This is a genomic window from Pseudolysinimonas yzui (assembly GCF_014653215.1).
Classification (GTDB): domain Bacteria; phylum Actinomycetota; class Actinomycetes; order Actinomycetales; family Microbacteriaceae; genus Pseudolysinimonas_A; species Pseudolysinimonas_A yzui.
This window is the reverse complement of the sequence record NZ_BNAI01000002.1, coordinates 133,721-145,730: the sequence shown is the minus strand read 5'-3', so window position 1 is coordinate 145,730 and position 12,010 is coordinate 133,721. Positions and strand designations below refer to the sequence as shown.

The 12,010-nt window shown below is 67.5% G+C and carries 15 protein-coding genes; 7 read left to right on the top strand and 8 right to left on the bottom strand.

Annotated elements, in window-relative coordinates; genetic code table 11:
• The first annotated feature begins 45 nt into the window (after positions 1 to 45).
• Together aspS and IE173_RS06480 are read left to right on the top strand one after the other, a co-directional pair.
• Positions 46 to 1,365, top strand: coding sequence for an aspartate--tRNA(Asn) ligase (gene aspS / locus IE173_RS06485; protein WP_191282655.1), 1,320 nt, complete (start codon positions 46 to 48; stop codon positions 1,363 to 1,365).
• A gap of 10 nt (positions 1,366 to 1,375) precedes the next feature.
• Entirely contained in the window at positions 1,376 to 1,969 is a 594-nt protein-coding gene (locus IE173_RS06480) for an RDD family protein (protein WP_191282654.1), read from the top strand.
• Positions 1,970 to 1,978: 9 nt separating this feature from the next.
• Here IE173_RS06480 and IE173_RS06475 read toward each other — a convergent pair whose 3' ends face one another.
• Both IE173_RS06475 and IE173_RS06470 read right to left on the bottom strand, forming a co-directional pair.
• The gene (locus tag IE173_RS06475) at positions 1,979 to 2,158 is read right to left on the bottom strand and encodes a YegP family protein (protein ID WP_191282653.1); all 180 of its coding nucleotides are present in this window, start codon (positions 2,156 to 2,158) and stop codon (positions 1,979 to 1,981) included.
• Positions 2,159 to 2,233: 75 nt separating this feature from the next.
• A complete protein-coding gene (locus tag IE173_RS06470; protein WP_191283022.1) occupies positions 2,234 to 2,455 on the bottom strand; it encodes a glutaredoxin family protein in 222 nt (73 codons plus the stop codon).
• A gap of 48 nt (positions 2,456 to 2,503) precedes the next feature.
• Here IE173_RS06470 and IE173_RS06465 point away from each other — a divergent pair, with 48 nt between their 5' ends.
• Positions 2,504 to 3,325, top strand: coding sequence for an HAD family hydrolase (locus IE173_RS06465; RefSeq protein WP_191282652.1), 822 nt, complete (start codon positions 2,504 to 2,506; stop codon positions 3,323 to 3,325).
• Positions 3,326 to 3,405: 80 nt separating this feature from the next.
• On the opposite strand, the gene IE173_RS06460 is transcribed toward IE173_RS06465, so the two are convergent.
• The 3 genes from IE173_RS06460 to IE173_RS06450 all read right to left on the bottom strand — a co-directional run bounded on the left by IE173_RS06460 (position 3,406) and on the right by IE173_RS06450 (position 4,360).
• The gene (locus IE173_RS06460) at positions 3,406 to 3,504 is read right to left on the bottom strand and encodes a 30S ribosomal protein bS22 (protein WP_003792170.1); all 99 of its coding nucleotides are present in this window, start codon (positions 3,502 to 3,504) and stop codon (positions 3,406 to 3,408) included.
• 69 nt (positions 3,505 to 3,573) lie between these two features.
• Positions 3,574 to 3,777 (bottom strand): helix-turn-helix domain-containing protein, encoded by a 204-nt coding sequence (locus tag IE173_RS06455; RefSeq protein ID WP_191282651.1) that lies wholly within the window; start codon positions 3,775 to 3,777, stop codon positions 3,574 to 3,576.
• Between the two features lie 112 nt (positions 3,778 to 3,889).
• Positions 3,890 to 4,360 carry an ArsR/SmtB family transcription factor gene (locus IE173_RS06450; protein ID WP_191282650.1) on the bottom strand — a complete coding sequence of 157 codons (471 nt, stop codon included), beginning with the start codon at positions 4,358 to 4,360 and terminating at the stop codon, positions 3,890 to 3,892.
• A gap of 88 nt (positions 4,361 to 4,448) precedes the next feature.
• Between IE173_RS06450 and IE173_RS06445 the strand changes: the two genes are divergently transcribed.
• Positions 4,449 to 5,876, top strand: coding sequence for a TrkH family potassium uptake protein (locus IE173_RS06445; RefSeq protein WP_191282649.1), 1,428 nt, complete (start codon positions 4,449 to 4,451; stop codon positions 5,874 to 5,876).
• Complete coding sequence (locus IE173_RS06440) at positions 5,869 to 6,540, top strand: potassium channel family protein (RefSeq protein WP_191282648.1); 672 nt, start codon at positions 5,869 to 5,871, stop codon at positions 6,538 to 6,540. The genes IE173_RS06445 and IE173_RS06440 overlap by 8 nt, the downstream gene beginning before the upstream one ends.
• Before the next feature lie 847 nt (positions 6,541 to 7,387).
• Here IE173_RS06440 and IE173_RS06435 read toward each other — a convergent pair.
• Together IE173_RS06435 and proC are read right to left on the bottom strand one after the other, a co-directional pair.
• The gene (locus IE173_RS06435; protein ID WP_191282647.1) at positions 7,388 to 8,596 is read right to left on the bottom strand and encodes a hypothetical protein; all 1,209 of its coding nucleotides are present in this window, start codon (positions 8,594 to 8,596) and stop codon (positions 7,388 to 7,390) included.
• Positions 8,597 to 9,342: 746 nt separating this feature from the next.
• Positions 9,343 to 10,176, bottom strand: coding sequence for a pyrroline-5-carboxylate reductase (gene proC, locus IE173_RS06430; RefSeq protein ID WP_191282646.1), 834 nt, complete (start codon positions 10,174 to 10,176; stop codon positions 9,343 to 9,345).
• Between the two features lie 23 nt (positions 10,177 to 10,199).
• Here proC and IE173_RS06425 point away from each other — a divergent pair, with 23 nt between their 5' ends.
• Positions 10,200 to 11,156, top strand: a complete 957-nt coding sequence (locus tag IE173_RS06425; RefSeq protein ID WP_191282645.1) for a cation diffusion facilitator family transporter — start codon at positions 10,200 to 10,202, stop codon at positions 11,154 to 11,156.
• A 36-nt stretch (positions 11,157 to 11,192) separates the two neighbouring features.
• Positions 11,193 to 11,552, top strand: a complete 360-nt coding sequence (locus tag IE173_RS06420) for a hypothetical protein (protein ID WP_191282644.1) — start codon at positions 11,193 to 11,195, stop codon at positions 11,550 to 11,552.
• Here IE173_RS06420 and tadA read toward each other — a convergent pair.
• Complete coding sequence (tadA, locus tag IE173_RS06415) at positions 11,524 to 12,006, bottom strand: tRNA adenosine(34) deaminase TadA (RefSeq protein ID WP_268248907.1); 483 nt, start codon at positions 12,004 to 12,006, stop codon at positions 11,524 to 11,526. The two genes, IE173_RS06420 and tadA, sit on opposite strands and share 29 nt — an antisense overlap.
• Positions 12,007 to 12,010 lie beyond the last annotated feature (4 nt).

The window sequence follows — 12,010 nt, the reverse complement described above, 5'->3', positions numbered from 1 at the left end:
ACGAGGCCGGAAGCTGCGAGATCGCCGCAGCTAGACTCGACCTCCGTGACTTCCCGTACCCTGATCGCCGACCTCGCCCACCTGCCCGAAGGACCCGTGCGGGTCGCCGGGTGGGTCGACACGGTGCGCGACCAGAAGAAGGTGCAGTTCATCGTGCTGCGAGACGAGTCGGGAGCGGCCCAGCTCGTGAACCCGGCGGTGCGCGAGGGCGACGAGGGCGACCCGACGATCACCGAGGCGATCTCGGGCCTGACGAACGGCACGTTCATCAGCGTCGAGGGCGAGCTCAAGCACGACGAGCGCGTGAAGCTCGGCGGGCTCGAGGTGAAGATCGGCGACCTCGAGGTCGTCGCCCCCGCGCTCGACTCCCCGATCGCGGAAGACTCCTCGATCGACAAGCGTCTCGACTGGCGCTTCCTCGACCTGCGTCGCCCCGAGCAGAACCTCGTCTTCCGGGTGCAGACGACGTTCCTGCACGCGCTGCGCACCTGGTGGGTCGAGCACGGCTTCATCGAGATCCACACCCCGAAGCTGATGGCCTCGGCGTCGGAGAGCCGCGCCGAACTGTTCGAGGTGGAGTACTTCGAGACGAAGGCGTACCTCGCGCAGAGCCCGCAGTTCTTCAAGCAGATGGCGCAACCCGCCGGGTTCGGCAAGGTGTTCGAGGTCGCACCGGCGTTCCGCGCCGACCCGTCGTTCACCTCCCGGCACGCGACCGAGTTCATCTCGATCGACGCCGAGATCTCGTGGATCGACTCCCACGAAGACGTCATGCGGATGCACGAGGAGCTGCTCGTCGCCGCCCTCACCGCGGTGAAGGAGAAGCACGGCGCCGAGATCGAAGCCGCGTTCGGCGTCGAGGTGACCGTTCCGACCACCCCGTTCCCCCGCATCCCGCTCGCCGAAGCGAAAGAGATCGTCGCCGGTCGCGGCTACACGGTGCCGCGCGCCGACGCCGACATGGACCCCGAGGGCGAGCGCCAGATCGCCGCCTATGTCAAAGAGCAGTTCGGCCACGAGTTCGTGTTCCTGACCGACTACGCGTCGAGCATCCGGCCGTTCTATCACATGCGTCATGAGGCGGATGCGGGCCTGACCAACTCGTACGACCTCATCTTCAACGGCGTCGAGATCTCCACGGGGGCGCAGCGCGAGCACCGCGTCGAGCTGCTCGAAGAGCAGGCCCGTGAGAAGGGCCTCGACCCGGAGGAGCTCGGGTTCTACCTCGACTTCTTCCGCTACGGCGTGCCGCCGCACGGCGGCTTCGGCATGGGCCTGTCGCGCGTCATCATGCTGCTGTTGCAGCAGCCGTCGATCCGCGAGGTGACCTACCTGTTCCGCGGCCCGAACCGGCTGCAGCCCTGAGTCGTTCCGCATGAGCGACGCGCCGCCTCCGCCGCCCGACGGGCTCGGGATCTTCGAGCCGCCACCGGCACCGCCCGCGACGACGCCCGACCTCCCGGCCTACGGCGAAGCCCCCGTGGCGCGGGTCGCGCATCCCGGGCGGCGAGCGCTCGCCTTCGCCATCGACGGCGTCGGCACCGTCGCGGTGACCTTCGTGGTCGTCTTCGGCGGCCTCATCCTCGGCTCGCTCGAGGCCCTGGTGGCGATCTTCTGGGTACCCCTCGCGTCGGCCGTGCTCGCGACCGTGCTCACCGCCACCCTCGGCGTGACGCCCGGCAAGTGGGTGGCGCAGGTGAGAGTCGTGCACGTCGTCACCGGGAGGCCGACCGGCGCGTGGGCGCTGCTGCGCAGCCTCGTGATCGTCGGGCCGATCGTCGTCACCATCGTCCTGCTCCAGCTGCTCACGGCAGTGGCGACGGAGGGCTACCTGCCGTTCGATCCGCTCACGGCCGCCCTCGTCATCCCCGCCCTGCTCTGGATCGCGATGTTCGTCGTCGTCGTCGCGACCCCCCGGCACCGCGGGCTCGAAGACTTCGCGGGCCGGTCGATCGTCGTCGGGCGCTGACCCCTCGACCTAGGTGAGGTCTTCGACGGTCGCCGCGCCGGCGCTCTTCTTCACCGACTCGACGGCGCTCTTCGCGGAGGCCTTCTGCGCGTAGTTCTCGCTCACCGCGAGCGTCTGGCCGTTCGAGGCGACGATGCGCCAGAAGTACGGCTGGGTCGCGCTCTTCCCTTTGACGATCTGGAACTTCATGACGGCACATCCCTTTCGGTCTTCCCTGACCTCTGGCCAGGCTATGCGCGCTCGGCCGCGATAGCGAGGGTGCCGTCAGCCGAGAGCCTTCCGCAGCCGCGCGGGATCGACGCGCCAGATGGTGTGCACGCGACCGTCGATGAGCACGACCGGGATCTCTTCGGCGTACTCGTCGAGCAGGCCTGCGTCGTCGAGGATCGACTGCTCTTCGAACGTGACGGCGGGATAGTCGGCGAGCACCTCGGTGACGATCGCCCGCGCGTCGTCGCACAGGTGGCAGCCCGGCTTGCCGAGCATCAGCACATGAGGCACCGGTCCAGGGTACGCGGCAGCTACCCTGGGGGGATGCCCGAGGAGACCTCTCTCACCCCGAGCGACGACACCACCACCTCGCCGGTGGAGAGCCCGGTCCCGAGCGACCGCCCGATCATCGCGTTCTTCGACGTCGACAACACGCTCATGCGCGGCACGAGCCTCTTCCACCTCGGGCGCGAGGCGTGGGCGCGCAAGATCATCGGGTTCCGTGAGATCGCCCGCTTCGCCTGGCATCAGCGGCGGTTCATCTCGGTCGGCGAGAACCAGGACCACCTCGACAGCGCCCGCGACCGGGCGCTGGCCCTGGCCGGCGGCCACAGCGTCGCCGACATCAACTCGCTCGCGGAGCACATCTGGGAGCACCGCATCAGCAAGCGGCTCTACCCCGACACGGTCGGTCTGACGCAGGACCACATCGCGAAGGGTCACGAGGTGTGGCTCGTGTCGGCCACCCCGGTCGAGATCGGCACCGTGATGGCCAAGCACCTCGGGCTGACCGGCGCGCTCGGCACGGTGGTCGAGTCGGTCGACGGCGTCTACACCGGACGTCTCGTCGGCCACACCCTGCACGCGGAGCGCAAAGCCGACGCCGCCCGCGACCTCGCCGCGAGCGCCGGTGCCCGCCTCGCCGACTGCTGGGCGTACTCCGACAGCCGCAACGACATCCCGTTGCTGGAGATGGTCGGCAACCCGGTCGTGGTGAATCCGGATGCCGCGCTCGCCCACCACGCGCAGCAGCACGGCTGGCCGATGATGCGCCTCTCGCCGCGCAGCATCCGCGAGGCCCGCCGCCGCGTGCGCCGCGAGGCCCGCCGAGTGCGCCGCAGCGCCCGCCGCACCCCCTCTGCCTGACCCCGACGTAGCGGGGGTCTCGACACGCCCGCTGCGCGGGCTACTCGACCAACGAGTGCAGCCGCCCCTCGACCCACGACTTACTTCTTGTTGCGACGCTGGTGACGCGTCTTGCGCAGGAGCTTGCGGTGCTTCTTCTTCGCCATGCGCTTGCGGCGCTTCTTGATGACGGAACCCATGTTCACCTCGCTTCGACGGTAAGGACCACCCGGGCCCTCATCGAACCGCGGAAATCACAAGGGGGAAGTCTACCCTGCGCGGTTGCTCTGGGAGTTCGGCAGTTCGACGGCGGCCGCGACGGCGGTCTCGGGGATGCGGTAGGAACGCCCGAATCGCACGGCCGGCAGTTCGCCCGATTTGACGAGCCGGTAGACGGTCATGGTGGACACCCGCATCATGTCGGCGACTTCGGCGACGGTCAGGAAGCGCATGTCGGAGAGTGCTCCTGCCATGTCGGCTCCTGCCATCGATCGCTGTGGGTGATGTTGCTGCTGTGGGTGGAGTGCGTTCGACCGATCAGACTAGGCCTTGGGGATCGCCGGTGTCTATGGCCGGCGTCGACGTTCAGTCGTCGTCGCGACCCCAGCGCGGCAGTTTCTCGCTGACCCGCTTCTGAGCGCCCTGCAGCTTCTCTTGGGCGGCTTCGAGTGCGACGCGGGCGTTGTGGGCGGCATCCGCGGCGACCCGGCCGACCCGGTCGCCGGCTTCGGCGCCCGCCCAGGCGGCGAAGATCGTCGGCCCGGCATCGTCGGCGGCATCGTGTGCGCCGTCGCCCGGTGACCCGCCGAGGAACGGCGCCAGCCACGCATCCACCGTTTGGAGCGGGGCGGTGCGCAGCGCGTAGATGCGGTTGCGGCCGTCTTCGCGCACGGTCACGAGTTCGGCATCCAGCAGCCGCGCGAGATGCTTCGAGACGGTCGGCTGCGTGAGCCCGAGCGCCTCGACCAGGTCGGAGACCGCGGCCTCGCCGTCGAGCAGCCGTCGCAGGATGTCGCGACGCGTTCCGTCGGCGAGAACGTCGAAGATGTCGGCCATCTCTTCAGGGTAGCCGCGCGGGTGGAGGGCGCGGGTAGCATTTCAGCCTGGTCACGGCTGACTGCCGGACCGGGACGTGAGGAGTCGGATGCGCGCGCGGCCCGTGCAGCAGGAGTCGCTGCGTTCCCGGATCCTCGACCGGATCAGCGACTTCGCGGCGTCGACTCCGGCTCGTTTCGCGGTGATCGTGTTCGCGAGTCTGATCGGCATCTTCACGATCCTGTTCTCGCTGCCGGTGGCCACCACCTCGGGCGAGCGCGCTCCGTTCGTCGACGCCCTGTTCACCGCGGTCTCGGTGATCTGCGTCACGGGTCTCTCGACGGTCGACATGGCGACGTACTGGTCGCCGCTCGGCCACGTGTTCGTCTTCGTCGGGGTGGAGATCGGCGGCATCGGGGTGCTGACGGTCGCGTCGATCCTGGGTCTCGTGATCAGCCGCCGGCTCGGCCTGCGGCAGAAGCTGCTCGCCGCGGGCGATGCGAACCCGTTGCGCATCCGCAAGGGGCCGGTGTCGGAGAGTCAGGCGGTGCGTCTCGGCGAGACCCGCAGCCTGCTCGCCACGGTCGCGATCAGCGTCCTCGTGATCGAGGCGGTGGTCGCCGCGCTGCTGTTCCCGCGGATGCTGCTCGAAGGCGTCCCGCCCTTGGATGCCGCCTGGCAGTCCGTCTACATCGCGGCGATGTCGTTCACCAACACCGGCTTCCTGCCCACGAGCGAGGGGCTCATCCCGTACGGCTCGGACTGGTGGTTCCTGATCGTGCTCATGTTGAGCGTCGCGTTCGGGGCGATCGGGTTCCCGGTCATCTACGTGCTGCGCAAGACCTGGCGCCACCCCTTGCGCTGGTCTCTGCACGTGAAGCTCACGCTCGTCACCTTCGGGCTCCTGACTCTCGGCGGCGCGATCGCCTACTTCATCCTCGAGTTCGACAATCCGGCGACGATGGCCGGGCTGGGTGCCGACCAACGCATCCTGCAGAGCTTCTTCATCTCGCAGATGGCGAGATCCGGCGGTTTTGCGACCCTCGACATGGGCAGTCTCGACGGGTCGAGTCTGCTCGTCACCGACATGCTGATGTTCATCGGCGGCGGGTCGGCATCGACGGCCGGCGGCATCAAGGTGACGACGCTGGCGATCCTGTTCCTCGCGGCGTTCGCCGAAGCCCGCGGCGTCGACGACATGGAGGCCTACCGCCGCCGCATCCCGCAAGACGTACTGCGCCTCGCCGTCAGCGTGGTGCTGTGGGGCGCGACGACCGTCGCCGTCGCGACCGTCGCCATCCTGCTCATCACCGACGACGTGCCGATCGACTACATCCTGTTCGACGTGATCAGCGCGTTCGCCACCTGCGGGCTGTCGACGGGCTTCACCGCGGCGACGTCGGATGGCGCACAGTACGTGCTCGCGGCCACCATGTTCCTGGGCCGCATTGGTACCGTGACTCTCGCCGCAGCCCTCGCGGCGAGCACCCGCCGGCAACTGTTCCGGCGCCCCGAGGAGAGGCCGATCGTTGGTTGAGAAGATCGCACACGACGCACCGGTGCTGGTCATCGGACTCGGACGGTTCGGCGCCGCCACCGCCGGCCAACTGGCCCGGCTCGACCGCGACGTGCTCGCCGTCGATGAGGATGCCGGACTGGTGCAGAAGTGGGCGGAGCGCGTCACCCACGCCGTGCAGGCCGACGCCCGCTCCATCGACGCCCTCCAGCAGATCGGCGCGCAGGACTTCTCCATCGCCGTGGTCGCGGTCGGGTCGAGCGTGGAGGCGTCGGTGCTCATCACCGCGAACCTCGTCGACCTCAAAATCCCGCAGATCTGGGCGAAGGCGATCAGCCAGTCGCACGGCAAGATCCTCGCCCGCATCGGCGCGAACCACGTCATCTACCCGGAGGCGGAGGCCGGCGAACGCGTCGCCCACCTGGTGAGCGGCCGGATGCTCGACTTCATCGAGTTCGACGACGACTTCGCGATCGTGAAGATGTACCCGCCGAAGCCGATTCGCGGCATCACGCTCTCCGAAGCCCACGTGCGGCAGAAGTACGGCATCACCGTCGTCGGCGTGAAGAGCCCCGGCAAGGAGTTCACCTACGCGACCGCCGACACCGTCGTCTCCAACCACGACCTCATCATCGCCAGCGGCAACACCCACGACCTCGACAAGTTCAGTGCCCTTCAGTCTTAGAAGCGGCACATGCTTCTAAGACCCGCTCCGCGGTACGAGCGCGGTCGCACCGCTTCGCTGGGCTCTTCGGTTCGGCCCACCGGCAGCATCTCCGCACAAGCATCGACGCACACCCAAAATGGCTGCGACAGGTCGATGTCACTCTATTGGGGAGAGTGGGAACTCCCACCGTGGAAGACCTCGACCCCCGCGCGCCGACCGCCACGCCCACGAACCTCACCCCGCTTCATGACGAAGAGCCGGCCTAGGCATCGGCGCGAGACGTCACGAAGGATGTGCACGTTTGGGTCCTGGCTGGCTGAGAACGCCGACCACCGCGATCGAACCAGTGAGCAAGAAGGTTGTCGAGGCACCCGGTTCGAGGAAGATGCCGACAGCACTCGCGACTACTGAGCACACAAGGAGAGTTATGCTCGCTGCCCGCGGGACCGCCGCTCCAAGCAGACAAGCGCCGCAGCTCACGGCGCTCAACGAGATGGGCGTCACCGTCGCGTCCTCGCCAAGCGAGTTGCTCAGCGAGAGCGCGTAAAGCAGGACGGTGAATGGGAGAGCGCCGGTGGCAATGAACCATCGAATCGCGCCCGTGTGAGCCCGAGTGAATCGAAAGGCGATCAATGCGACAGCGCCCACGATCGCACTGGCAGCCCATAGTGAGAGAAACGGGAATAGGTAGCTCAACCCGCCTGCACAGACCTGCTGAGGATCGAGCGCCGTGGGTGGCGAACACTGGAACCCGAGTTTTTCTATTAGCAGGAGAGGCCAGCGAGAGTTCGCGAAGAAGGCAAGGATGAGTCCGGCTCCAAGAAGTGGCCAGAGGAGGTAGCGGCTGGGAGCCGGACTCGTGCGCTCAGCAGGCAATGACAACAGGTGGCTCGAGCCCGCGGTTACCGCTTGTCCAGCACGCCAGCGGAGCGATGTAGTTTCTCCACTCAGCCAGTGTCGCTCGATTGTAGGTACCAGAAGGATAGCCACTCCAGAGCGCCGTGATGTTGTCGACCCCCATGCAGTCGGTATTGGACATTCCGTTTCCTGGCCAGCTGTTGCAGTAGGTCGCAGCCACCGCTTGGATGTTTCCGGATATCTTGCTCCAGGACTGCAGTCCTGACGGCGCTTCGATGGTGATCTGCAGCCCAGTTTGCCCGCTCGACTGATCGAGGTTCTTCGGATACTTCAGCCCGACTGCGAGCGAGTTGGTCCGGCACTGATCTGCAAGGTCGTTGTAGTCGGCATAAGCACCCAGGCTGCCAACCGGCGTGCCGGTCGAATTGTACGCCGACCACGTCCATCCATAGTTTTGTGCCCAAAACCGGTCTTTGTAGGAGGTGTCCGAGCAAAACGGGCGGATACTTTGCGGATCGGCCACGTTGTCGTTGTGCTCGTTCACTTCGAACTCGAGACCTATGTCGTTCGGTAGAGAGTACAGCCCGTAGTCAAACCAGTAGATGTCCATCCACACGAACGGCGAGGGCGGGGCGGGGAAGGTCACCGTCTGGACGTCGTCAGCGCGCCAGTCACTAGCGACCCTTTCGAGACCTGAGTCACTCTGAAGGTCCGCGAGCTCACGGCCACGCTCAGCCCGTGCTGCGGCATCACCTCCCGCCACTACCGGTTCAGCGAAGAATGCCTCGTACCCCGACCCGAGAGATGTCTGTTGAACGGCAGCGGCTCGCGTCTCTTCTTGTTTGGCTGTTTGGCGAACCACGACGAGGCCGTTGACCTGAGGGTGGGTGCCGAAGTTGGTCTCGAAATAGGCGAGATAGTCCTCCGCTGACGTTCCCGATAACGGTGAATACTCGCCAACGACGTCCCCGTTGTCGAAGGCGTAAGCCGTAACCGCCTCTCCCAAGTCGGCGCCCACCTTCAACGCGTCACTCAAGGACAGCGGATGCGCGAACAGCAAGGTGACGCTAGTGGTTTCTTCCGTGTCTCCTGTCCCCTCCCGCGCGGTTGACGCATCCGCTGTTACCGGCATCGCGCCCAAGCCCAGCAGCATCGCAAAGACCCCGACGCTGGCTCGCGCGACGGCCCCTCTTCTCGTTCCGCGCATCGTTGACATTGTTCTAGTCCCCCCTCGTTGACCGCATCCCACGCTGCGTAGCGCGCGGTGATGCGCCGTGAACCGGAAGATCCGGTAACAGTCGTCGGGTCGACCGCGGTCAGCATCAACCCAACTCAGGATGCCTAGTTGTTCGATGGCGAACAGCGCCTGACCTGACCCGGTGCTACCGCCTTCCTATCCATTGATCATGGGTTCAAGGGTCATCTTGCACAAGTCCTCACTTTGGCGGTCCCGGCATCGCGATCTGCCGCTCAGCGGCGCGGTCACCGGACATAGGGGCCGGTGACCGGTTCGCCGGATGATTCGCCCCGTCTCGTCGTGCTGTGCACTGACATCCCCAAGGGAAGCATGGCCCGCACAATGGCTCGCGCGCAGAAAGTCGACGCCGTTACGCCAAATGGCCGAGGGCCGGCCAGTCGTCGCGCCGGGGGGCGGGCTCCGTATCAGCCGGACGGGGTCGAAATCTCCGAAGGTGAGCACCGTCTTCGTCGCGCGCACATCGGTGATCGCCCGCAACCGGTCGTGGACGAGCTGGGACGACGAGTGCTCGATCGAAAGCCTCACGCGCGCCAAGGAGTGACACACACCGCCTTTGACCGGTCGGTGCGTACACCGAGCCCGTCGTCATCCCGGAGCGAGCGGCGGAGCGCATTCTGAATGCCGTCACGCGAGTGCACAGCGACGCGACGGGCCGGGCCTCGAAACCCATGGGTTGAGGAGCGCCTCCTCGAGGGCGGCGCTCCTCAACCCGCGGCGTCGGCGGCCATCTCCTTGGCGCGGGCGAGGGCGGCGGCGGTCGCGCGGTCGAACATGCCCGCGAGGTCGGCTTCCTCCATGACGGCGATCGCGCGCATCGTGGTGCCGTTGGGGCTCGTGACGCGGCGGCGCAGTTCGGCCGGGTCGGCATCCGACGCGGCCAGCAGCTCCGAGGCGCCGAGGAAGGTCTGCTCGACCATCAGCCGGGCCTCGTCGAGGGTGAATCCGAGGCGCAGGGCGGTGCCGGTGAGCTGCTCGATCAGGAAGAACACGTAGGCGGGGCCGGAACCGGAGATCGTGCTGAGGGCGTCGATGCGGTCCTCGTCGAGTTCGATGACAGCACCGACGGTCTCGAACACCGCGCGGGCGACCGCGAGCTGGTCGGGCGCGATCCGCGACCCGGCGGCGAGACCGGTCACGCCCCGGCGCACGAGCGACGGCGTGTTCGGCATCGCGCGGGCCACGGCGTTCGGCACGAGAGCTTCCATCGTCGCCGTCGTGACACCGGCGGCGACGCTGACCACGATCGCGTCCGCCGCGAGATGCTCGGCGACCTCCGCCAGCAGGTCGGGCACCATCGCCGGTTTCACCCCCACGATGACGACGCGCGCGCCGTCGAGGGCGAGCCGGTTGGCGTCGGGCGTCGCGTCGAGCGCGTACGAGTCGACCCCCGGCATCCGCACCGCGTCGGCCTTCGCGACGCTGCGATTGGTGACCGCGACACCCTCGCCGACGAGCCCCGAATCGACGAGCCCGGCGAGGATCGCGCCCCCCATCGACCCCGCTCCGAGGATGGCGATGCGCGGAAGATTTCGGCTCATACCCCGAGTGTAGGTTTGAACGCATGAGCACTGAGGGCGGCACGAGGGCGGTCATCGCGGCACTGCTGGCGAACACCGGAATCGCGGCCACGAAGTTCGCGGCGGCAGCCCTCTCGGGCTCGGCCTCGATGCTCGCAGAGGGCGTGCACTCGGTGGCCGACGCCGGCAACCAGGTGCTGCTGCTCATCGGCGGTCGGCGCTCCCGCAAGGAGGCGACCGAGACCCATCCGTTCGGCTACGGCCGCGAGCGGTACATCTTCGCGTTCGTCGTGGCGATCATCCTGTTCTCGGTCGGCGGCATGTTCTCGCTCTACGAGGGCATCCACAAGCTCGAGTCGCATGAGGAACTCACCCTCCCGTGGATCCCGCTGCTGGTGTTGAGCGTCGCGATCGTGCTGGAGAGTTTCTCGCTGCGCACCGCCGTGATCGAAGCCAACAAGGCGCGCGGCGATCAGAACCTCGTCGCGTTCATCCGGCACGCGAAGCAGCCCGAGCTGCCGGTCATCCTGCTGGAAGACATCGCCGCTCTCATCGGTCTGGTGTTCGCGTTCGCGGGCGTCGGCCTGTCGCTGCTCACCGGCAACGTGGTCTGGGATGCCGTCGGCACGATCGCGATCGGCGTTCTGCTGGTCACGGTGGCGGTCGTTCTCGGCATCGAGACGAAGAGCCTCCTGGTCGGCGAGGGCGCCTCCCGCACCGACGTCGAGCGCATCCGCGCGGCGTTCCTCGCTCATCCCAAGGTGGAGGCGATCATCCACATGAAGACCCTCTACCTCGGCCCCGACGAGTTGATGGTCGCCGCGAAGGTCGCCGTGCCGAAGGCGACGAAGGCGACCGACCTGGCGAAGGCGATCAACGAGATCGAGGATGCCGTGCGCGCGGCGGTGCCGGTCGCCCGGGTCATCTATGTCGAGCCCGACATCTATGTCGCCGGGTCGAACACCTCGACCGACGCGATCGTCATCCCCGGCCACGACTGACCCGCGAACAGCGCGGGCACCTGTCAGAATCGCGTCATGGAATCGCTCGACCTCGTTCGCCACCTCGTGCTCGCCGTGCACTTCCTCGGCCTCGCCGCCATCGTCGGCGCCTTCTTCGTTCAGATGCGGGCCAACGACGGCTTCGCGACGGGCGTCGTGCTCACCGGCGCGATCACCCAGGTGGTCACCGGCTTGGCGCTCGTCGGGCTGCGTCAGGCCGGCGACCTCGAGGTCGACAACGTCAAGATCGCGGTGAAACTCGGCATCGCCGTCATCGTGCTGGTCGCCGCGATCATCGCCCACGTGCAGAAACGCCGCGGCGGCAAGGTCAAGCCGGCCTTCCACACCGCGGGCGGGCTGGCGATCGTCAACGTGCTGGTCGCGGTGCTCTGGTAGTCGCGAAGAACTCCCGCAACAGCGCGGCGCTCTCCTCGGCGAGCACGTCGGGCACGACTTCGACGCGATGCGTGAGGCGCCGGTCGCGCAACAGGTCGTAGACGCTGCCTGCGGCGCCGGCCTTCTCATCCCAGGCGCCGAAGACGACCCGGGGGATGCGGGCCGCGACGATCGCGCCGGCGCACATCACGCACGGTTCCAGGGTCACCACGAGGGTCGTGCCGGTGAGCTGCCAGTCACCTCGGGTCTCCGCGGCGCGCCGGATGGCGACGATCTCGGCGTGCGCCGTCGGATCCTCGTGCTTCTCGCGCTCGTTGCGACCATGGGCGAGCACCGAGCCGTCGGCATCCAGAATCACCGCGCCGACCGGCACGTCGGCCGTCGTGAGGGCGAGTTCGGCCTCCGCGAGGGCGAGGCGCATCGCGGCCTGGTCGGAGCTGAGGGCCTGGTCGATAGCA

Coding starts and splice junctions, on each gene's coding strand:
- IE173_RS06445 (WP_191282649.1), top strand. CDS start 4,449: ATGCGCGCGCGGCCCGTGCAGCAGGAGTCGCTGCGTTCCCGGATCCTC.
- IE173_RS06465 (WP_191282652.1), top strand. CDS start 2,504: ATGCCCGAGGAGACCTCTCTCACCCCGAGCGACGACACCACCACCTCG.
- proC (WP_191282646.1), bottom strand. CDS start 10,176: ATGAGCCGAAATCTTCCGCGCATCGCCATCCTCGGAGCGGGGTCGATG.
- IE173_RS06480 (WP_191282654.1), top strand. CDS start 1,376: ATGAGCGACGCGCCGCCTCCGCCGCCCGACGGGCTCGGGATCTTCGAG.
- IE173_RS06470 (WP_191283022.1), bottom strand. CDS start 2,455: ATGCTCGGCAAGCCGGGCTGCCACCTGTGCGACGACGCGCGGGCGATC.
- IE173_RS06475 (WP_191282653.1), bottom strand. CDS start 2,158: ATGAAGTTCCAGATCGTCAAAGGGAAGAGCGCGACCCAGCCGTACTTC.
- IE173_RS06460 (WP_003792170.1), bottom strand. CDS start 3,504: ATGGGTTCCGTCATCAAGAAGCGCCGCAAGCGCATGGCGAAGAAGAAG.
- IE173_RS06450 (WP_191282650.1), bottom strand. CDS start 4,360: ATGGCCGACATCTTCGACGTTCTCGCCGACGGAACGCGTCGCGACATC.
- IE173_RS06455 (WP_191282651.1), bottom strand. CDS start 3,777: ATGGCAGGAGCACTCTCCGACATGCGCTTCCTGACCGTCGCCGAAGTC.
- IE173_RS06425 (WP_191282645.1), top strand. CDS start 10,200: ATGAGCACTGAGGGCGGCACGAGGGCGGTCATCGCGGCACTGCTGGCG.
- IE173_RS06420 (WP_191282644.1), top strand. CDS start 11,193: ATGGAATCGCTCGACCTCGTTCGCCACCTCGTGCTCGCCGTGCACTTC.
- IE173_RS06435 (WP_191282647.1), bottom strand. CDS start 8,596: ATGTCAACGATGCGCGGAACGAGAAGAGGGGCCGTCGCGCGAGCCAGC.